This window comes from Oerskovia sp. 140933, assembly GCF_059651515.1.
Genome location: NZ_JAMXIO010000004.1, coordinates 136304 through 156104, shown reverse-complemented (window position 1 = coordinate 156104; position 19801 = coordinate 136304). Strand labels below are relative to the sequence as shown.

18 protein-coding genes are annotated in these 19801 nt (G+C 71.2%); 13 read left to right on the top strand and 5 right to left on the bottom strand.

The window, feature by feature from the left end:
• Positions 1-41 precede the first annotated feature (41 nt).
• The 3 genes from NHG27_RS04065 to NHG27_RS04055 all read left to right on the top strand — a co-directional run bounded on the left by NHG27_RS04065 (position 42) and on the right by NHG27_RS04055 (position 2756).
• On the top strand, positions 42-464 hold the full coding sequence (locus NHG27_RS04065; protein WP_193719727.1) for a VOC family protein: 423 nt from the start codon (positions 42-44) through the stop codon (positions 462-464).
• A 280-nt stretch (positions 465-744) separates the two neighbouring features.
• Positions 745-1743, top strand: a complete 999-nt coding sequence (locus NHG27_RS04060; RefSeq protein ID WP_497014829.1) for a TerC family protein — start codon at positions 745-747, stop codon at positions 1741-1743.
• Positions 1743-2756, top strand: coding sequence for a TerC family protein (locus NHG27_RS04055; RefSeq protein WP_497014828.1), 1014 nt, complete (start codon positions 1743-1745; stop codon positions 2754-2756). Before NHG27_RS04060 ends, NHG27_RS04055 begins: the two co-directional genes overlap by 1 nt.
• Before the next feature lie 112 nt (positions 2757-2868).
• Here the strand turns inward: NHG27_RS04055 and NHG27_RS04050 are convergent, their stop codons facing one another.
• On the bottom strand, positions 2869-3177 hold the full coding sequence (locus NHG27_RS04050; RefSeq protein ID WP_321575359.1) for a YciI family protein: 309 nt from the start codon (positions 3175-3177) through the stop codon (positions 2869-2871).
• A gap of 70 nt (positions 3178-3247) precedes the next feature.
• Positions 3248-3955, bottom strand: coding sequence for an MBL fold metallo-hydrolase (locus tag NHG27_RS04045; RefSeq protein WP_193719724.1), 708 nt, complete (start codon positions 3953-3955; stop codon positions 3248-3250).
• Positions 3956-4215: 260 nt separating this feature from the next.
• Here NHG27_RS04045 and uvrA point away from each other — a divergent pair, with 260 nt between their 5' ends.
• Positions 4216-7284: an excinuclease ABC subunit UvrA gene (gene uvrA, locus NHG27_RS04040; protein WP_193719723.1), complete on the top strand. Its 3069-nt coding sequence runs from the start codon at positions 4216-4218 to the stop codon at positions 7282-7284.
• A 23-nt stretch (positions 7285-7307) separates the two neighbouring features.
• Here uvrA and NHG27_RS04035 read toward each other — a convergent pair whose 3' ends face one another.
• The gene (locus NHG27_RS04035) at positions 7308-7793 is read right to left on the bottom strand and encodes an OsmC family protein (RefSeq protein WP_193719722.1); all 486 of its coding nucleotides are present in this window, start codon (positions 7791-7793) and stop codon (positions 7308-7310) included.
• A gap of 101 nt (positions 7794-7894) precedes the next feature.
• Between NHG27_RS04035 and uvrC the strand changes: the two genes are divergently transcribed.
• The 9 genes from uvrC (at position 7895) to NHG27_RS03990 (ending at position 17916) form a co-directional block, all read left to right on the top strand.
• The gene (gene uvrC / locus NHG27_RS04030) at positions 7895-10165 is read left to right on the top strand and encodes an excinuclease ABC subunit UvrC (RefSeq protein ID WP_497014827.1); all 2271 of its coding nucleotides are present in this window, start codon (positions 7895-7897) and stop codon (positions 10163-10165) included.
• A 20-nt stretch (positions 10166-10185) separates the two neighbouring features.
• Entirely contained in the window at positions 10186-11124 is a 939-nt protein-coding gene (rapZ, locus tag NHG27_RS04025; RefSeq protein WP_193719720.1) for an RNase adapter RapZ, read from the top strand.
• Positions 11125-11127: 3 nt separating this feature from the next.
• Positions 11128-12090, top strand: a complete 963-nt coding sequence (locus NHG27_RS04020) for a gluconeogenesis factor YvcK family protein (RefSeq protein WP_193719719.1) — start codon at positions 11128-11130, stop codon at positions 12088-12090.
• Positions 12091-12306: 216 nt separating this feature from the next.
• Positions 12307-13287: a DNA-binding protein WhiA gene (gene whiA / locus NHG27_RS04015; protein ID WP_191805771.1), complete on the top strand. Its 981-nt coding sequence runs from the start codon at positions 12307-12309 to the stop codon at positions 13285-13287.
• 523 nt (positions 13288-13810) lie between these two features.
• Positions 13811-14815 carry a type I glyceraldehyde-3-phosphate dehydrogenase gene (gene gap, locus NHG27_RS04010; protein ID WP_193719718.1) on the top strand — a complete coding sequence of 335 codons (1005 nt, stop codon included), beginning with the start codon at positions 13811-13813 and terminating at the stop codon, positions 14813-14815.
• Positions 14816-14945: 130 nt separating this feature from the next.
• Positions 14946-16145, top strand: coding sequence for a phosphoglycerate kinase (locus tag NHG27_RS04005; RefSeq protein ID WP_497014826.1), 1200 nt, complete (start codon positions 14946-14948; stop codon positions 16143-16145).
• A gap of 42 nt (positions 16146-16187) precedes the next feature.
• Positions 16188-16985: a triose-phosphate isomerase gene (gene tpiA / locus NHG27_RS04000; protein ID WP_193719716.1), complete on the top strand. Its 798-nt coding sequence runs from the start codon at positions 16188-16190 to the stop codon at positions 16983-16985.
• A gap of 264 nt (positions 16986-17249) precedes the next feature.
• Positions 17250-17492, top strand: a complete 243-nt coding sequence (gene secG / locus NHG27_RS03995; protein WP_030152466.1) for a preprotein translocase subunit SecG — start codon at positions 17250-17252, stop codon at positions 17490-17492.
• A gap of 76 nt (positions 17493-17568) precedes the next feature.
• Entirely contained in the window at positions 17569-17916 is a 348-nt protein-coding gene (locus NHG27_RS03990; protein ID WP_193719715.1) for an RNA polymerase-binding protein RbpA, read from the top strand.
• A gap of 175 nt (positions 17917-18091) precedes the next feature.
• On the opposite strand, the gene pgl is transcribed toward NHG27_RS03990, so the two are convergent.
• Complete coding sequence (gene pgl, locus NHG27_RS03985; protein ID WP_497014825.1) at positions 18092-18871, bottom strand: 6-phosphogluconolactonase; 780 nt, start codon at positions 18869-18871, stop codon at positions 18092-18094.
• On the bottom strand, positions 18868-19785 hold the full coding sequence (opcA, locus tag NHG27_RS03980) for a glucose-6-phosphate dehydrogenase assembly protein OpcA (protein WP_497014824.1): 918 nt from the start codon (positions 19783-19785) through the stop codon (positions 18868-18870). Before opcA ends, pgl begins: the two co-directional genes overlap by 4 nt.
• Positions 19786-19801 lie beyond the last annotated feature (16 nt).

Genomic DNA, 19801 nt, shown 5'->3' with positions numbered 1-19801 from the left:
GACGCCGTCGGCCCGGCGCTCGGGAGAGGACGAGGGATCACATGGCACGCACGGTCCAGATCACGTTCGACGCAGCGGACCCCCGGGCGCTCGCGGCCTTCTGGTGCGAGGCGCTCGGCTACGTCGCGCAGCCACCGCCCGACGGGTTCGACGACTGGGAGGCCGCGATGGCGTCCTGGGGCATGAGCCCGGACCGGTTCAACGCGTTCGCCGCGATCGTGGACCCGGACGGCGTGGGGCCGCGGATCTTCGTCCAGCAGGTCCCCGAGGGCAAGACGGCCAAGAACCGCATGCACATCGACGTGGGGGTCGACGGACAGGGCGACGAGAGGGTGCGCAACGTCCGCTCGCACACGCAGCACCTCGTCTCGCTCGGGGCGACCGTGCTCCAGGAGATGGACGAGGACGGTGAGTTCTGGATCGTCCTGCAGGACCCCGAGGGCAACGAGTTCTGCGTGCAGTGAGCACCTGACGGGCGCCGCGGCGGGAGGCGTGCCGGAAGAACCGCACGGCTCGACGCGTTGTGGGAGGCGAGGGGGCCGGCATCGCACGATGCCCTATGCTTGCTCGGTTGAAGGGGAGTATTCCTGAACACGGTGATGTCGTCATCACGGTCGGCGCAGTCGTCGGCCCGGTGTCACCGGTCCTGCACGGTCACCTCTCGCGGCCGCCTCCGGGCGGTTCGGTGATCCGAGGGCGGAAGAGACCTTCGGTACTCGACGCTACGTACCGGAGGTATGTGTGATGGATGTTCCTGTCTGGATGTGGGTCGCGACGATCGGGGTGATCGTCGCGATGCTGGCCTTCGACTTCGTGGGCCACGTCCGCACCCCGCACGCTCCCACCCTCAAGGAAGCCTCGTGGTGGTCCGCCGGCTACGTCGGGATCGCGGTGCTCTTCGGGGTCGGGATCTGGGCCTACTTCGGCTCGGTCTACGGCGGTGAGTACTTCGCCGGGTACATCACGGAGAAGAGCCTGTCGGTCGACAACCTCTTCGTGTTCGTCCTCATCATGACGAGCTTCCGCGTGCCCAGGCTGTACCAGCAGAAGGTGCTGCTGATCGGGATCACGATCGCGCTGGTCCTGCGCACGATCTTCATCTTCCTGGGCGCCGCGCTGATCGAGAACTTCAGCTGGGTCTTCTACATCTTCGGCGCCTTCCTGATCTACACGGCGTACGCGCAGATCAAGAGTGCGCGGTCGCACGACGAGGAGGAGTACAAGGAGAACGGCGTCCTGCGCCTCACGCGCCGCCTGTTCCCGACGACGGACGCGTACGTCGAGGACCGCATGTTCACCAAGATCGACGGCAAGCGCTACATCACGCCCATGCTCATCGTGATGATCGCGATCGGCAGCGCCGACCTGCTCTTCGCGGTGGACTCGATCCCCGCGATCTTCGGTCTCACGCAGGAGACGTTCCTCGTCTTCGCGGCCAACGCGTTCTCGCTGCTCGGTCTGCGTCAGCTCTACTTCCTGATCGACGGTCTGCTGGACCGCCTCGTGTACCTGGCCTGGGGGCTGGCCGCGATCCTCGGCTTCATCGGGATCAAGCTGCTCATCCACGCGCTGCACAAGAACGAGATCCCGTTCATCAACGGTGGTGAGCACATCACGGCCATCCCGGAGATCTCCACGGCCGTCTCGCTCAGCTTCATCGTGGTCACGCTGGCGATCACCACGATCGCGAGCCTCGCGAAGGACCGTAGCGACCGCCGACAGCTGGAGAAGGAGACCTACTGATGCAGCACGAGCTGCCGTTCTGGTTCGAGGCGGCGTCCCTGACGGCCCTCGTCGTCCTCCTGCTCGTCGACCTGGTGGTCGTGGGCCGTCGGCCGCACGTGCCGTCGATGAAGGAGAGCGGCCTGTGGGTGGCGTTCTACGTCGCCCTGGCACTGGTCTTCGGCGGCCTCGTCGCCCTCGTGGGCGGCAGTGCTCCCGCGGTCGAGTTCTACGCGGGCTGGCTCACCGAGTACAGCCTGTCCGTGGACAACCTCTTCGTGTTCGTCATCATCATGACGAGGTTCGCCGTGCCGCGGGAGCACCAGCAGAAGGTGCTCATGGTGGGGATCATCGTGGCGCTCGTGCTGCGAGGTGCGTTCATCCTCGCGGGCGCCGCGATCATCGCCCAGTTCGTGTGGGTCTTCTACCTCTTCGGGGCGTTCCTGATCTACACCGCGGTCAAGCTGGTCGTGGGCGGGGACGAGCCGGAGGAGTACCAGGAGAACCGGCTGATCCGGTCGCTGCGCCGGGTGCTTCCCCTGTCGCAGACGTACGACGGCGGCAGGCTGCGGACCGTGGTCGACGGCAAGAAGCTCTTCACGCCCATGCTCGTCGTGTTCCTCGCGATCGGCAGCACGGACCTGCTGTTCGCGTTCGACTCGATCCCGGCGATCTTCGGCCTGACGCAGGACCCGTTCATCGTGTTCACGACGAACGTGTTCGCGCTCATGGGGCTCCGCCAGCTCTACTTCCTGCTGGGTGGGCTGCTCGAGCGCCTGGTCTACCTGCCGATCGGGCTGGCGGTGATCCTGGGGTTCATCGGGGTCAAGCTGATCCTCGAGGCGCTGCACGAGAACACGCTGCCGTTCATCAACGGCGGGCAGCACATCGAGGCCGTCCCCACGATCCCGATCTGGCTGTCGCTCGTGGTCATCGTGGGCGCGCTCGGGGTCACGACCGTGGCGAGCCTGCTGCGCACGCGTGCGTCGAGCAGGCTCGCGCCGGTGCCCGACGACGTCGACGCGGCCTCGTAGCGCGCTCGCGTCGGGCGCCTGCTCGCCTGGTACGCGGACGGCCCGCCTCCCCTCGGGGAGGCGGGCCGTCGCGCGTCCGGGGGCGCGTCGCCCGTCGAGGGCGCCGGTGCGGTCAGGCGCGGTCGGCCCAGGGGCCGATGACGGGGGACCAGGGGCGGACGGTCCGGCGGGTGATGACGTGCTCGCGCGCGAACGGGTCGGCGTCGAGCGCCGTCGCGACCGCCCCCTCGTCCGGCGCGTCGACCAGCAGGAGGGCGCCGGCGGGGTTGGCGGCGTCCTGGGCGAGCGGGCCGGACGCGAGCAGCGTGCCGTCGTCGAGCAGCCCGCGCAGGAAGGCGCGGTGCTCTGGGCGGTGCTCGTCCAGGACGGTGGGGCGGTCGGCGTACGTGTAGGTCACGGCGAAGATCGGCATGGCGCTCATTCAAGCACTCTCCGGACCGAGGCCGGCCCCTGGTCCCGGGCCTCGGGGCGGCCCGCCGGACCGGAGGGGGCTACCACCCGCGCTCGCGCCACTCGTCGAGGTGCGGGCGCTCGGCCCCGAGGGTCGTGTCGAGGCCGTGGCCGGGGTACACCCAGGTGGCGTCGTCGTACCGGTCGAAGAGCTTCGTGGTGACGTCGGCGTAGAGCTGGGCGAAGCGCGCGGGGTCGTTCGACGTGCTGCCGACCCCGCCCGGGAACAGGGTGTCCCCCGTGAACAGGTGCACGCGCCCGGGCAGCGAGCCGGGGCCGCTCGCGTGCTCGGGCTCGCGGTAGGCGAGCGCGACGGACCCCGGGGTGTGGCCCCGCAGGCCGATCACCTCGAGGGTGACGTGGCCGAGGACGATCGTGTCGCCGTCGTGCAGCGGGCGCGTGATCGCGACCCCGGTCGCCTCGCTGACGGCCTCCGCGTCCGGGGCGCCTGCGGCGACCGGGGCCCCGGTGACGGCGACGAGCGACTCGAGCGCTCCCACGTGGTCGAGGTGGCGGTGCGTCGTGACGATCAGGTCGAGGCGTGCGTCGGGCGACCCCTCGCGCACGAGGGCGACGAGCCGGTCGGCGTCGGCGGCGGCGTCGACGAGGAGCTGGGCTCCGCCGGCCCGGCAGGTCAGGAGGTAGGTGTTGTTCGCGGAGGGGCCGACGGCCGCCTTGCGGACCTCGAGCTCGTCGAGGACGCGCAGGTCGCTCGGTCCTCCGACCACCACGTCGCCGCCGTAGCCCATGTGCGCTCCCCGTCCCGTCGCTCGAGGCAGCCCGGCCGGGCTGCTCGCGGCCGAGTATGGCACGCGAGGCGGACCGTGTGACGCGTGTCTCGTCCACGCCGGCGGTGCCGTGCGTACGGGTCGGGACGCCGGTCGGCGCGCTGGTCACGGGGCCTGCCGGCGGATCCGGGCCGTCGGGGACGTCGCTCCCGACGGTCGGCGGTGGAACCGAGGGGTCGAACAGGTGTGCGAATGTCAGGGTCGAGGCATACGATGCTTCGGTGAGCAATCGCCTTGTCATCGCTGGTGCCCGCGAGCACAACCTCCGCAACGTCGACCTCGACCTGCCGAGGGACCAGCTCATCGTCTTCACGGGCCTGTCGGGGTCCGGCAAGTCCTCCCTCGCGTTCGACACCATCTTCGCCGAGGGGCAGCGCCGCTACGTCGAGTCGTTGTCCGCGTACGCCCGCCAGTTCCTCGGGCAGATGGACAAGCCGGACGTCGACTTCATCGAAGGGCTCTCGCCCGCGGTCTCGATCGACCAGAAGTCGACCAACCGCAACCCGCGCTCGACCGTGGGCACCATCACCGAGGTCTACGACTACCTCCGCCTGCTGTTCGCGCGCGCCGGCACGCAGCACTGCCCGGTCTGCGGCGAGAAGGTCCAGGCCCAGACGCCGCAGCAGATCGTCGACCGCCTCCTCGAGCTGCCGGAGGGCACGCGCTACCAGGTCCTGGCGCCCGTGGTCCGCGGACGCAAGGGCGAGTACAGCGAGCTCTTCAAGGAGCTGCAGTCCAAGGGGTTCGCGCGCGCACGGGTCGACGGAGAGGTCGTCCAGCTGACGGACCCTCCCACGCTCGAGAAGAAGCTCAAGCACGACATCGAGGTCGTGATCGACCGTCTCGTCTCGCGCGAGGGCGTCCAGCGCAGGCTCACGGACTCCGTGGAGACGGCGCTGGGGCTCGCGGGCGGGCTCGTCGTCGTGGAGCTCGTGGACGCCGACGCGGACGACCCGCAGCGCGAGCGACGCTTCTCCGAGAAGCGCGCGTGCCCCAACGACCACGAGCTCACGCTCGACGAGATCGAGCCGCGCACCTTCTCCTTCAACGCTCCCTACGGGGCGTGCCCCGAGTGCACGGGCATCGGCTTCCGCCTCGAGGTGGACCCGGACCTCGTGATCCCCGACGACGAGAAGTCGCTGGCCGAGGGCGCGGTGGCCCCCTGGGCGCAGATCTCCTCGGAGTACTTCAACCGCGTCCTGACGGCCCTGGCCTCGGACCTCGGCTTCTCCATGGACGTGCCGTGGCGCGCGCTGCCCCAGCGCGCCCAGCAGGCCGTGCTCTACGGCCAGAACCACGAGGTCCACGTCCGGTACAAGAACCGCTGGGGGCGCGAGCGCCAGTACTCGACCGGCTTCGAGGGGGTCGTGACGTTCCTGGAACGCCGGCACGGCGAGACCGAGTCGGAGTGGTCCAAGGAGAAGTACGAGGCGTACATGCGCGAGACGCCGTGCCCGGTGTGCGAGGGCACTCGCCTCAAGCCCGAGGTCCTCGCGGTCAAGGTCGGCGACAAGTCGATCGCGGAGGTCTGCCGTCTGCCGCTGCGCGAGGCCGCTGCGTTCCTTGGCTCGCTCGAGCTGGGCACCCGCCAGAAGGCCATCGCGACCGAGGTCCTCAAGGAGATCGACGCCCGGCTGGGCTTCCTCCTCGACGTCGGCCTGGACTACCTCTCGCTCGAGCGTCCCGCAGGGACTCTCTCGGGCGGCGAGGCGCAGCGCATCCGCCTCGCGACGCAGATCGGCTCGGGGCTCGTGGGTGTGCTGTACGTCCTGGACGAGCCGAGCATCGGGCTGCACCAGCGCGACAACCGTCGCCTCATCGACACGCTGACCCGTCTGCGGGACCTGGGCAACACCCTCATCGTCGTCGAGCACGACGAGGACACCATCCGCGCCGCCGACTGGATCGTGGACATCGGGCCGGGGGCCGGCGAGCACGGCGGCCGCGTGATCCACTCGGGCGACTACGCGGGGCTCCTCGAGGCCCCCGAGTCCGTCACGGGCGCCTATCTCGCAGGACGCCGCAGCATCCCGCTGCCCGCGTCGCGCCGACCCGTGGACAAGGACCGTCAGGTCACGGTCATCGGTGCGCGAGAGCACAACCTCGAGGGCATCGACGTGAGCTTCCCGCTCGGCACCCTGACCGCCGTCACCGGGGTCTCGGGCTCCGGGAAGTCCACGCTGGTCAACTCGATCCTCTACACCGTGCTCGCCAACGAGCTCAACGGGGCGCGGCAGGTCGCTGGCCGTCACCGTCGCATCACGGGGCTCGAGAACCTCGACAAGGTCGTGCACGTGGACCAGGGGCCCATCGGGCGCACCCCGCGGTCGAACCCCGCGACCTACACGGGGGTCTGGGACCACGTCCGCAAGCTCTTCGCCGAGACGAGCGAGGCCAAGGTCCGTGGCTACACGCCCGGGCGCTTCTCGTTCAACGTCAAGGGCGGGCGCTGCGAGGCGTGCTCGGGCGACGGGACCATCAAGATCGAGATGAACTTCCTGCCGGACGTCTACGTCCCCTGCGAGGTCTGCCACGGCGCGCGCTACAACCGCGAGACGCTCGAGGTGCACTTCAAGGGCAAGACCGTGGCGGACGTGCTCGACATGCCCATCGAGGAGGCCTCGGAGTTCTTCGCGGCGGTCCCCACGATCTCGCGGCACCTCAAGACGCTCTCGGAGGTCGGCCTCGGCTACGTGCGCCTCGGTCAGCCGGCGCCCACCCTCTCGGGTGGTGAGGCCCAGCGCGTCAAGCTCGCGAGCGAGCTGCAGAAGCGGTCGACGGGCCGGACGATCTACGTCCTGGACGAGCCCACGACGGGCCTGCACTTCGAGGACATCCGCAAGCTGCTCGCGGTCCTCCAGTCGCTCGTCGACAAAGGCAACACGGTCCTCGTGATCGAGCACAACCTCGACGTCATCAAGAACGCGGACTGGGTCATCGACATGGGCCCCGAGGGCGGTTCCGGGGGAGGTCGGGTCATCGCGGAGGGAACGCCGGAGCAGGTCGCGGCGGTCCCGGCGAGCCACACCGGTCGGTTCCTCGCGGAGGTCCTCACGGGGGACCCGATCCCGGTGGCGCCCCTGCCCAAGAAGTCCTCGTCCGCCACGGCGGGCAAGGCCTCGGCCGCGAAGACGCCTCGGAAGACGGCCGCACGCAAGTCGTCCACGACGGCCGCGGCGAACGAGTCCTCGACGACCGTCAAGGCGTCGGCCGCCCCCAAGGCTGCGGCCCCCAGGAAGGCTGCCGCCCGGAAGGCCGCCGCGGAGAAGGCCGAGCCGACGAGCGACTGAGCTCCGCCGCGGGGTGGCCCGTCTCAGGCGGCGTGCGTGCGCAGCGGGGCGGGTTCGAGCAGGACCGGGAAGTTCACGGACCGTGCCAGGAAGCAGTGGTCGTGCGCGCGGCGATGGACCTCGGCGACGGCCTGGTCGCTGACCTGGGGGCCGTCGTCGACCACGACGTGCGGGTGCAGGGTGACGTCCGTGAACTGTCCCGCGCCGGCCGACTCGACCCGCATGGTGCCCGTCACCTCGTCCGTGTACTCGCGCACGACGATCCCCGCGGCGGACGCTAGGTGCAGGAACCACAGCATGTGGCACTGCGACAGGCTCGCGACGAACAGCTCCTCGGGGCTGTAGCGGGCCGGGTCGCCGCGGAACGCGGGGTCGGCAGTGCCCGGGAGCGTCGGCCTCCCGGCCAGCTCGACGTCGTGGTCCCGGCTGTACGCGGTGTAGGTGGTGGTTCCGGTCTGACCGGCCCCCGTCCAGCGGACGGTCGCGGCGTAGGAGTGAAGGGCGCCCATGCGGTCACCCTAGCGGCGGATCCCCGTTCGTGTGTGACGGGCGTCACGTGCGTCGCCCCGAGGGGGCGGACGTGTGGGTGCACTGTCCTAGGCTGGCAGGCATGGCCGACCCGTCCTCGTACCGCCCCGCACCAGGAGAGATCCCCACGTCACCGGGCGTGTACCGCTTCCGCGACGAGCACGGCCGTGTCATCTACGTGGGCAAGGCCAAGAACCTGCGGGCACGCCTCGGCAGCTACTTCCAGGACCTGACGAACCTGCACTACCGCACCCAGACCATGGTCACGACGGCCGCGTCGGTCGAGTGGACGGTCGTGGGGACCGAGGTCGAGGCGCTCGCGCTCGAGTACTCGTGGATCAAGGAGTTCGACCCGCGCTTCAACGTCAAGTACCGCGACGACAAGTCGTACCCGTACCTCGCCGTGACCCTGGGGGAGCAGTTCCCGCGCGCCCAGGTCATGCGCGGCGCCAAGCGCCCCGGGACCCGGTACTTCGGGCCCTACGGGCACGCCTGGGCCATCCGGGAGACCCTCGACCTGCTGCTCCGTGTCTTCCCGGTCCGCACGTGCTCGGCCGGCGTCTTCAAGCGCGCCCAGCAGACGGGGCGCCCGTGCCTGCTCGGGTACATCGACAAGTGCTCGGCCCCCTGCGTCGGACGGATCTCCCCCGAGGACCACCACGCGCTCGCGGAGGACTTCTGCGACTTCATGGCCGGTGACACCGCCAAGTTCATCCGTCGCGTCGAGGCCAAGATGAAGGAGGCCGCCGCGGCGATGGAGTACGAGCAGGCGGCGCGGCTGCGTGACGACATCCTGGCCCTCGAGCGGGCCATGGAGAAGAACGCCGTGGTGCTGGGCGACGCGACGGACGCGGACATCTTCGCGCTCGCGGGGGACGAGCTCGAGGCCGCGGTCCAGGTCTTCCACGTCCGTGGCGGCCGCATCCGTGGCCAGCGGGGATGGATCGTCGAGAAGGTCGAGGACGTGACCGACGCGGAGCTCGTCGAGCACCTCCTCCAGCAGGTCTACGGCTCGGTCGACGAGGCGCTGGGCGACTCCTCGTCCCCCTCGTCGAGCGTCGTCCCCCGGGAGGTGCTGGTGCCGGTCCTTCCGCCCGACACCGAGCAGGTCGTGGCGTGGCTCACGGGTCTGCGCGGGGCGAAGGTCGACGTCCGCGTGCCTCAGCGGGGGGACAAGCGAGAGCTCGCGGCGACGGTGCACAAGAACGCCGAGCACGCCCTCGCGCTGCACCGCACCCGTCGCGCGGGCGACCTCACGACCCGCAGCCAGGCCCTGCGCGAGATCCAGGAGGCGCTGGGTCTGGAGACCGCGCCGCTGCGCATCGAGTGCTACGACGTGTCCACGACGCAGGGCACGCACCAGGTCGCGTCCATGGTGGTCTTCGAGGACGGGCTCGCGCGCAAGAGCGAGTACCGCCACTTCGCGATCCGTGGGCCGGAGGGGCTGGGGGCGCGCGACGACACCGCGGCCATGCACGAGGTCATCACCCGTCGGTTCAAGCGGTACCTCGCGGACCGCTCGCAGGCGACGGACGTCGAGATGGACCTGGGGGCGGACGACGACACGGCACACGACGCCGACGCGGTCGCCGCGGGGTACGTACCCCGGTCGGGCGAGGTGGGCGCCGACGCCCCGGCAGGTCGCGCGGCACGCTTCGCCTACCCGCCCAACCTCGTCGTCGTCGACGGCGGGCCTCCCCAGGTCGCGGCGGCCGCCCGGGCGCTCGCCGAGCTCGGGATCGACGACGTCGCGCTGTGCGGGCTCGCGAAGAGGCTCGAGGAGGTCTGGCTGCCGGGGGAGGACTACCCCGTGATCCTGCAGCGCAGCTCCGAGGGGCTCTACCTGCTCCAGCGCGTCCGTGACGAGGCGCACCGGTTCGCGATCTCCTACCACCGCAAGAAGCGCGGCAAGGCCATGACCGCCTCCGCCCTGGACGACGTCCCCGGGCTCGGGCCGGCACGCAAGAAGGCGCTGCTGACCCATTTCGGTTCGCTCAAGCGTCTGCGTGCGGCGTCGGCCGAGGAGATCGCGACGGTCCCCGGGATGGGGGCGGCGACCGCGGCCGCGGTCGTGGCGGCGCTGCGGCCGGCCTCGTCGCAGGCGACCGGCAGCGCAGGGGCCGACGAGCCGTCGGCCTCCGCGCCGGGGGAGGCCCCGCCCGTCGGCGCGGCACCTGCCCCGTCCACGCCCGACGGCGCCGCGCCCCGTGAGCCCGACGCGTCCGCACCGCGCACCGGCGGGACGGGCACGTCCGACGCCCTCCCGCCCGAGGGGCGCGACGCCGTCGGGCAGGGCGGTGGCAGCGCCGCGGCGGACACGCCCGGCGCGGCCGCCGGGCCCGGGGCTCCGTGAGCGGCTGGCATGCTGGTGACATGAGCTCCGAACCCGCCCCGACGACCGTCCCCCAGGGCATCCCCGTGATCGAGGCGGCCACGCCCGCCCCCGAGCGGTCCGACGCCGAGGTCCTCGTGATCACCGGGATGTCCGGCGCCGGACGCAGCCGGGCCGCCGCGGTGCTCGAGGACCTCGACTGGTACGTCGTGGACAACATGCCCCCGCGCATGCTCGTGCCCCTCGTCGACATGATGACGCGCGCCGGGTCCAGCGTGCAGCGGATCGCCGCCGTCGTCGACGTGCGCGGCGGAGGGTTCTTCACCGACCTCCTCGACGTGCTCAAGCACCTGAGGGACGCCGGGGTCTTCTACCGCATCCTGTTCCTCGACGCGTCCGACGAGGTCCTCGTGCGCCGGTACGAGCAGGTGCGGCGCCCGCACCCGCTGCAGGGAGACGGGCGCATCCTGGACGGCATCGCCGAGGAGCGACGCCTCGTCTCGAGCGTCGAGGAGCGTGCGGACGTCGTGATCGACACCTCCGAGCTCAACGTCCACGACCTCGCCCGCGAGGTCCGCGCGGCCGTGGCCGAAGGAACTCCGGAGACGCTGCGGATCAACGTGGTCTCGTTCGGGTTCAAGTACGGCATCCCGCTCGACGCCGACCACGTCGTCGACATGCGGTTCCTCGCCAACCCGTACTGGATCACCGAGCTGCGGCACCTCACGGGCCGGGACGAACCCGTGCGCGACTACGTCCTCGCCCGCCCCGGCGCCCTCGAGTTCGTCGACCGGTACGTGAGCGCGCTCGAGCCGGTCCTCGCGGGGTACCTCGCCGAGGAGAAGCGCTACGTGACCATCGCCGTGGGCTGCACCGGGGGCAAGCACCGCTCGGTCGCGATCTCGGAGGTGCTCGCGCAACGGCTGAGAGCCCTCGGCCAGCGCGTCACCGTCACTGCCCGCGACCTCGGCAAGGAGTAGCCCGTGCCACTCGTCAACCCGGCGGTCGTGGCCCTCGGCGGCGGGCACGGCCTGTCCGCGACGCTCTCGGCCCTGCGGCTCATGTCCGACCGCATCACGGCCGTGGTGACCGTCGCCGACGACGGCGGGTCCTCCGGGCGCCTGCGGGCCGAGCTCGGCGTCCTGCCCCCCGGAGACCTCCGGATGGCGCTCGCGGCCCTGTGCGACGACTCCGAGTGGGGACGGACGTGGAGCTCGGTCCTGCAGCACAGGTTCTCCTCGAGCGGCGACCTCGACCAGCACGCGGTCGGCAACCTCCTGATCGTCGCGCTGTGGGAGCTGCTGGACGACCCGGTCGCGGGGCTGGACTGGGTCGGCAAGCTGCTCGGGGCCCGGGGGCGGGTCCTTCCCATGGCCGCGGTCCCGCTCGGCATCGAGGCCGACGTCCGGACGGGGGACGGGCTCGCCACGATCGTGGGGCAGAGCCAGGTCGCCCTGACCCACGAGCGGATCGAGCAGCTCCGGCTCGTGCCGCCCGACCCGCCCGCCTGCCCCGAGGCCGTGGAGGCGGTGATGGCGGCCGACTGGGTCGTCCTGGGGCCGGGGTCCTGGTACTCCTCGGTCATGCCGCACCTGCTCGTACCCGAGCTGGCGCGCGCGCTGCACGACACCTCGGCCCGGCGCTGCGTCGTCCTGAACCTCTCGAACACCTCGGGGGAGACGTTCGGCCTGACCGCGACCGACCACCTCGAGGCGCTGCACAAGCACGCGCCCGACCTGCGTATCGACGCGGTGATCGCGGACCCCAGCGCGGCGGAGGACATCGGGCTCCTCGTCGACGAGTCGGCGAGGACAGGGGCGCGCCTGCTGCTGCGCCAGGTGGGGCGCTCGGACGGGACCCCGCAGCACGACGCGCTGCGCCTCGCCGCCGCCCTGCGCGACGTCTTCGACGGCTTCCTGGGGGACGTGGGGACCTCGGCGCGCTGAGCGGGAGCCGACCAGCCCGGGATCGGCCTGCACCCGCCTGCACCGGTCACCGACGGACAGCCTTGCCCGCCCCGGCGCGAGGACACCGCACGGTCCCCGGCGCCCTATGCGGGCGCGTGAACGGTCAGCCGCACCAGCGGCTCGTGCCCCGCGTCGGGACGTCCCTCGTGGCAGAAGGCGGTCACGATCGTTGCTCGTTGATGGGAGGATGTCGCCATGGCGTTGACGGCACAGGTGAAGGACGAGCTCGCGCGACTCAAGGTGGACAAGACCTCCTGCCGCAAGGCGGAGGTCTCGGCCATGCTCCGGTTCTCGGGAGGGCTGCACATCATCTCGGGGCGCATCGTGATCGAGGCGGAGCTCGACACGGCGATCGCGGCCCGGCGGCTCCGGCAGACGATCAGCGACGTGTACGGGCACACGAGCGAGCTGATCGTGGTGTCGGCGGGGGGGCTGCGACGCGGCAGCCGCTACGTCGTGCGGGTCGTCAAGGACGGTGAGTCCCTGGCCCGGCAGACGGGCCTGCTCGACAACCGTGGACGGCCCGTGCGCGGGCTGCCGCCGCAGGTGGTCTCGGCGGGCGTCGGCGAGGCCGAGGCGGCGTGGCGTGGTGCGTTCCTCGCGCACGGCTCGCTGACCGAGCCGGGCCGCTCCTCGGCGCTCGAGGTGACGTGCCCCGGACCCGAGGCCGCGCTCGCGCTCGTCGGTGCCGCCCGGCGCCTGGGGATCTCCGCGAAGGCTCGCGAGGTGCGGGGGGTCGACCGGGTCGTGATCCGGGACGGCGAGGCGATCAGCGCGATGCTGACCCGGCTCGGGGCCCACGAGACCGTCGTGGTCTGGGAGGAGCGTCGCCAGCGCCGCGAGGTGCGCGGCACCGCGAACCGGCTCGCGAACTTCGACGACGCGAACCTGCGCCGTTCGGCTCGTGCTGCGGTCGCCGCGGGCGCCCGTGTCGAGCGCGCGTTCGAGATCCTCGGCCCGGACCTCCCGGACCACCTCCGTGAGGCCGGCGAGCTGCGGCTCGCGCACAAGCAGGCCTCGCTCGAGGAGCTGGGACAGCTCGCCGAGCCGCCGCTGACCAAGGACGCCGTGGCGGGTCGTATCCGCCGGCTGCTGTCGACCGCGGACAAGCGCGCGGCCGAGCTCGGCATCCCGGACACCGAGGCGGGCCTGAGCCCGGACCTGCTCGACGTCTGACCCGTCCCACCGGCCACCTGCGAAGGGGGCGCGCGCCCGTCGGGCACGCGCCCCCTTCGCCGTGTCGTGGGCAGGGCTCGTGGGGTGCGGGCGGGGCGGCCCGGGGGAGCCCGGCGCGTCCGGGGTCCTTGCCGCGCGGCCCTGTGGGAGCGCTTGCGTGCTCCGACCCCGACCCCTCCCGCGACAGCCCGGCAGGGGGCCCGGTGTGACCGCCGTCTCTGACCTCGGTCACATCCCACGGTGCGTTCCCGGTCGTCTCAGATCCGTGTCCAGGTCACGTGATGGGGGGCTTCGGGTATAGGATCGGGGATGTCAGGTGACAAAGACGTGCTCCTTCACTGAGGTCTTCGGGACCCTGTTGAGCCGCAGCTGTCGCTGTGGCCCTGCGAGATTCCCGGAGTCCACGCCGCGAGGCATCGGTGGGGGAGTACTTCGCCGTTACCACCTACGTACGCCGTAGTACGTGATCGTTCGGCATCAACCGTGTGCGTCGGAAACACCGGCGCGCCCTGAGGAGGGCATTGTGACCATCCGCGTCGGTATCAACGGCTTCGGTCGTATCGGACGTAACTTCTTCCGCGCCATCATCGCGTCGGGGGCGGACATCGAGATCGTGGGTGTCAACGACCTCACGGACAACAAGACGCTCGCGCACCTGCTGAAGTACGACACCGTCCTGGGTCGTTTCCCGCTGAGCGTCGACTTCGACGAGAACAACATCATCGTCGACGGCAAGGCCATCCGCGCCCTCGAGGAGCGCGACCCCGCGAAGCTCCCCTGGGGCGAGCTGGGCGCTGACATCGTCATCGAGTCGACCGGCTTCTTCACCGACGCGACCAAGGCGAAGGCTCACATCGAGGCCGGCGCCAAGAAGGTCATCATCTCCGCTCCGGCGAAGAACGAGGACGGCACCTTCGTCGTCGGCGTGAACCACGAGCAGTACGACCCCGCGACGCAGCACATCATCTCCAACGCGTCGTGCACCACGAACTGCCTCGCCCCGATGGCCAAGGCCCTCAACGACGCGATCGGCATCGAGCGTGGCCTCATGACCACGATCCACGCGTACACGGGTGACCAGAACCTGCAGGACGGCCCCCACAAGGACCTGCGTCGTGCCCGTGCGGCCGCGCAGAACATCGTCCCCACCTCGACTGGTGCGGCCAAGGCCGTCGCCCTCGTGCTCCCCGAGCTCAAGGGCAAGCTCGACGGCTTCGCGATGCGCGTCCCCGTCATCACGGGTTCGGCCACGGACCTCACCTTCACCGCCTCGAAGACCGTCACGGTCGAGGAGGTCAACGCTGCGGTCAAGGCTGCTGCCGAGGGCCCGCTCAAGGGCGTCCTCAAGTACGTCGACGACGACATCGTCTCCTCGGACATCGTCACGGACCCGCACACCTCGATCTTCGACTCGAAGCTCACCAAGGTGAGCGGCGACCTGGTCAAGGTCGTCGCGTGGTACGACAACGAGTGGGGCTACTCCAGCTCGCTCGTCTCGCTCACGCAGTACGTGGGTGCTCGTCTCTGATCTCCGTCCCTGCGACGTGAGGTGAATTCTGCGTCCGCGTGCGTGGCCGGCCCGATTGGCCGCCCATGCACGCGGACGCAGTCATGTGTGACGTGACCTGTTTCGACCTGTTCAGACCAGGAGTGTGCTCATGAAGACCATCGACTCCCTCGGCGACCTGCGCGGCAAGCGCGTGCTCGTCCGTTCGGACTTCAACGTCCCCCTCGACGGGACGACCATCACGGACGACGGCCGTATCCGCGCCGCGCTCCCCACGCTCAAGCGGCTGACCGACGCCGGTGCGAAGGTCGTCGTGACCGCGCACCTCGGTCGCCCCAAGGGTGAGCCCGACGCCAAGTACTCCCTCGCCCCCGTCGCGGCCCGCCTGGGCGAGCTGCTCGGCGCCCCCGTGACGCTCGCGCAGGACACCGTCGGCGAGTCCGCCAAGGCCACGGTCGCCGCGCTGGGCGACGGCGAGGTCGCGCTGCTCGAGAACATCCGCTTCGACCCCCGCGAGACCTCGAAGGTCGACGCCGAGCGCGAGTCGCTCGCCGCCGACCTCGCCTCGCTCGCCGACGCGTACGTCTCGGACGGCTTCGGCGTCGTGCACCGCAAGCAGGCGTCGGTCTACGACATCGCCAAGGTGCTGCCGTCCGCCGTGGGCGAGCTGGTGCTCAAGGAGGTCGACTCCCTCAAGAAGGCGACCGAGGACCCCGCGCGCCCCTACGTCGTCGTGCTCGGTGGCTCGAAGGTCTCCGACAAGCTGGGCGTCATCGCCAACCTGCTGACCAAGGCGGACCGCCTGCTCATCGGTGGCGGCATGGTCTTCACGTTCCTCGCGGCCAAGGGCTACTCGGTGGGCAACTCGCTCCTCGAGACGGACCAGATCGACACCGTGAAGGGCTACCTCGCGGACGCCGAGAAGGCGGGCGTCGAGATCGTCCTGCCGACCGACATCCTCGCGGCCGACTCGTTCGCCGCCGACGCGCCCTACGAGGTCGTGCCCGCGGACGCGATCCCGGACGACAAGATCGGCCTGGACATCGGCCCCGAGTCGCAGAAGCTGTTCGCGAGCAAGATCGTCGACGCCAAGACCGTCGTCTGGAACGGCCCCGCAGGCGTGTTCGAGTTCGAGGCGTTCTCCGGTGGCACCCGTGCTGTCGCGCAGGCCCTGGTCGACGCGACCGCGAACGGCGCGTTCACGATCGTCGGCGGCGGCGACTCCGCTGCGGCCGTGCGCATCCTCGGCTTCGACGAGGCCGGCTTCAGCCACATCTCGACCGGTGGCGGCGCGAGCCTGGAGTTCCTCGAGGGCAAGTCCCTCCCGGGGCTCGCGGTTCTCGAGGCCTGACCCCCACCCCCGCAGCCTCACGGCTCACAGAAGGTAGACACCATGACTGATGCACGTACCCCGCTCATCGCGGGCAACTGGAAGATGAACCTGGACCACCAGGAGGCCATCCACACGGTCCAGAAGCTCGCCTGGGCCCTCAAGGACGCCAAGCACGACTTCTCGGCGGTCGAGGTCACGGTGCTCGCACCGTACACGGACCTGCGCAGCGTGCAGACGCTCGTCGACGCCGACAAGCTCGAGCTGACGTACGGCGCGCAGGACGTCTCGCAGCACGTCTCGGGTGCCTACACGGGTGAGATCTCGCCCGTGTTCCTGAGCAAGCTGGGCGTGACCTACGTCGCGATCGGGCACTCTGAGCGCCGCCAGTACCACGGCGAGGACGACGCGCTCGTCAACGCCAAGTCGAAGGCCGCCCTGGCCCACGGCCTGATCCCGATCATCTGCGTCGGCGAGGCGCTCGAGGTCCGCAAGGCCGGTGAGCAGGTGTCCTACACGCTCGCGCAGGTCGACGGCGCCCTCGAGGGTCTCTCGGCCGAGGACGCCGCCAAGGTCGTCATCGCGTACGAGCCCGTCTGGGCCATCGGCACGGGCGAGGTCGCCACGCCGCAGGACGCGCAGGAGGTCGCCGGCGCGATCCGTGCCCGTCTCGCGGAGCTGTACTCCGCCGAGGTGGCGGACGCCGTCCGCGTCCTCTACGGCGGTTCGGTCAAGTCGTCGTCGATCGCCGAGCTCATGAAGGAGCAGGACGTCGACGGCGCACTGGTCGGCGGCGCGAGCCTCGACCCGGAGGAGTTCGCGAAGATCGCGCGCTTCCAGTCGCACCAGACCGGGGCCTGATCCCCGTCGCTGCCGGGTCGTGCCAGGCGGCGCGACCCGGCAGCGTCGCCTCCGCGCACCGCGGAGGACTCTCCTCGCGGTAGCCCGACACGCACGGTGACCTGTCCGCCAGCATCGACCACCCGGTGGATCGGTTCGTCGGATCGGCCCCGCGTCGCCTACCCTTGTCCTCGGTGCCGCACCTGCGCCTCGCAGGTCGGTCCAGGACAACCGTGCGGTCCGCTCTCGACTTCTCGACGTGGACCCAGAGCCAAGGACGTACTCGTGGACGCGCTGCGCATCATTCTCCAGATCCTGCTGGTCATCACCAGCGGCTTCTTGACCCTCCTCGTGCTGATGCACAAGGGCAAGGGCGGCGGCCTGTCCGACATGTTCGGTGGCGGCATCTCGAGCAGCGCAGGCAGCTCGGGGGTGGCCGAGCGGAACCTCAACCGCATCACCATCACGTTCGCGATCACGTGGACCGTCGTGATCGTCCTCCTGGGGCTCATCCAGAAGGTCAGCTGACCCTGCGCCGCACCGGCGGCACGGGGTAGGGAACCGTTCCGGGACGCGGACGGTCGTGAGTCAGGGGAGTGAAGTCGTGGCTGGTGGCAGTGCTATCAAGGGGTCTCGCGTCGGTGCGGGCCCGCTGGGGGAGACGGAGCGGGGCGACATCGCACCGCGTGTCTGGGTCGCCTACTGGTGCGCCAACGGTCACGAGACCCGGCCCAGCTTCTCGTCCGAGGCGGAGATCGTCACGCCAGAGACCTGGGACTGCCCGCGCTGCGGCCTGCCCGCGGGCCTCGACCCGGCGAACCCGCCCAGCGCGCTGCGCAACGAGCCGTACAAGACGCACCTCGCGTACGTGAAGGAGCGCCGGAGCGACGAGGACGGGGTCGCGCTGCTCGAGGAGGCGCTCGCCGCGCTCCGAGCACGCCGCGGCCGCTAGGCCCCTCACCACACGTCGTCACCGTCCCGCCCGGGCAGGGCAGGACACACCGCACAGCGGGGCCCGTCCATGTCGGACGGGCCCCGCTGTGCTGCATCCTGCGAGTTCTCCCGGGCGCTCCGGTGCTCCCGGGAGCGACCTGGGCCGACGGACGGGCTGCCGCCGGCCCGTCCGGTCAGGACACGCGGCCGCTCGCTGCGAGGTCGACGAGCCACAGCGTGCGCTGCGTCCCGAGCGCCCCGGCCGCCGGGGTCGTGCTCACGGGGTCCCCTGCGAGGGCCGAGGCCACCGCAGGGGCCTTCTCCGCGCCCGCGGCGACGACCCAGACCTCCTGGGCCGCCTGGATCGCGGAGAACGTCAGCGAGACGCGCTCCGGCGGCGGCTTGGGGGAGTCGTGCACCCCGGTCGTCGTCCCCTGCGCGTCGAGCCCCGCGTTCCCGGGGAACAGCGACGCGACGTGCCCGTCCGGGCCCATGCCCAGCAGGAGGACGTCGAACGCGAGGTGCGTGGCGCCGTCGGGCGTGAAGCGCGAGATCTCGTCCGCGTACAGCGCGGCCGACTCCTCGGGGGTCCCGACGCCGTCACCCGGCGCGGGCACGACGTGCACGTTCTCCGGGGGCAGGGTCGGCAGGTGGTCGAGCAGGGCCTCGCGCGCCTGCGTCTCGTTGCGCTCGGGGTCACCCGTGGGCAGGAACCGCTCGTCGCCCCACCACAGGTGGACGCCCGTCCAGTCGACGGCGTCGCGCACCGGGTGCGCGGCCACGGCCGCGAGCGAACGGATGCCGACCGTCCCGCCCGTGAGGACCACGTGGACCGGGGTGCGCACGGACTGGATGTCGAGGACGCGGGTCAGGAGCCGGGCCGCGACGGCCTCGGCGAGCACGCCCGCGTCCGGGTGCACGACGACGAGCCGTGGCCCGTGCGACGGGGACGCAGCCCCGGAGCCGGCCGTCATTCGCCGATCCTTGCCAGGCCCTTGGTGAGGACCTCGCCGTAGACCTCGTCGGGGTCCAGCCGGCGCAGCTCCTCGGTGAGGCACTCCTCGAGCTGGCGCAGGGGCAGCGAGAGGCGGCGGTCCGGCTGCCCGGGCTGGGTCAGCGTCACGATGCGCCCGTCGGGGCGGGACAGCACCACGGGCCCGCCCTTGCGCTCGAGCGTCACCTTGGTGATGCCCTCGACGCCACGACGGCGGACGAGCCGGACCGGGCACCGGAGCTGCTGGGCGAGCCATGCCGCGAGGATGTCGACCGAGGGGTGGTGCTCCTCGCCCTCGACCTCGACCGCGGTCACCGACTCGTACGGCGGCTGGTCGAGCGCGGCCGCGATGAGGCCGCGCCACAGGGTCACGCGGGTCCATGCGAGGTCCGTGTCGCCCGGGTGGTGGCTCTTGCTCAGGCGCTGGAGCGTCTGGAGCGACTTGCCGGCGTTGACCGCGTCCGTGATGCGGCGGTGGGCCATCTGGCCGACCGGGTCCGCCGACGGGTTGTCAGGCGTCTCGCGGGGCCACCAGGCCACGATCGGGGCGTCCGGGAGCAGGAGCGGCATCACCAGGGTGTCGGTGTGCGCGACCAGCGGACCCGAGGGACGCAGGATGATGACCTCGCTGGCCCCCGCGTCCCCCCCGATGCGGATCTGGGCGTCGAGCCGGGCCGTCGTGCGCTTGTTGGCGGGCGCGACGACCACGACACGGCAGGGGTGCTCGCGCGAGGCGCCGTTGGCCGCGGCGACCGCGTCCTCGACGTCGGCCTCCTCGGCCAGGACGACGAGGGTCAGGACGCGCCCGAGGGCCACGGCACCGCCCTCGTCGCGCAGCTTCACGAGGCGCTTGTTGACCGCATTGGTCGTCGTCTCGGGGAGATCGATGATCATGAGGTGGGGCTCCAGT

Excerpts from the sequence above, each read along its gene's own strand:
- NHG27_RS04065 (WP_193719727.1), top strand. The coding sequence starts at position 42 with ATGGCACGCACGGTCCAGATCACGTTCGACGCAGCGGACCCCCGGGCG.
- NHG27_RS04060 (WP_497014829.1), top strand. The coding sequence starts at position 745 with ATGGATGTTCCTGTCTGGATGTGGGTCGCGACGATCGGGGTGATCGTC.
- NHG27_RS04055 (WP_497014828.1), top strand. The coding sequence starts at position 1,743 with ATGCAGCACGAGCTGCCGTTCTGGTTCGAGGCGGCGTCCCTGACGGCC.
- NHG27_RS04050 (WP_321575359.1), bottom strand. The coding sequence starts at position 3,177 with ATGAGCGCCATGCCGATCTTCGCCGTGACCTACACGTACGCCGACCGC.
- NHG27_RS04045 (WP_193719724.1), bottom strand. The coding sequence starts at position 3,955 with ATGGGCTACGGCGGCGACGTGGTGGTCGGAGGACCGAGCGACCTGCGC.
- NHG27_RS04035 (WP_193719722.1), bottom strand. The coding sequence starts at position 7,793 with ATGGGCGCCCTTCACTCCTACGCCGCGACCGTCCGCTGGACGGGGGCC.
- uvrC (WP_497014827.1), top strand. The coding sequence starts at position 7,895 with ATGGCCGACCCGTCCTCGTACCGCCCCGCACCAGGAGAGATCCCCACG.
- rapZ (WP_193719720.1), top strand. The coding sequence starts at position 10,186 with ATGAGCTCCGAACCCGCCCCGACGACCGTCCCCCAGGGCATCCCCGTG.
- whiA (WP_191805771.1), top strand. The coding sequence starts at position 12,307 with ATGGCGTTGACGGCACAGGTGAAGGACGAGCTCGCGCGACTCAAGGTG.
- NHG27_RS04005 (WP_497014826.1), top strand. The coding sequence starts at position 14,946 with ATGAAGACCATCGACTCCCTCGGCGACCTGCGCGGCAAGCGCGTGCTC.
- tpiA (WP_193719716.1), top strand. The coding sequence starts at position 16,188 with ATGACTGATGCACGTACCCCGCTCATCGCGGGCAACTGGAAGATGAAC.
- pgl (WP_497014825.1), bottom strand. The coding sequence starts at position 18,871 with ATGACGGCCGGCTCCGGGGCTGCGTCCCCGTCGCACGGGCCACGGCTC.
- opcA (WP_497014824.1), bottom strand. The coding sequence starts at position 19,785 with ATGATCATCGATCTCCCCGAGACGACGACCAATGCGGTCAACAAGCGC.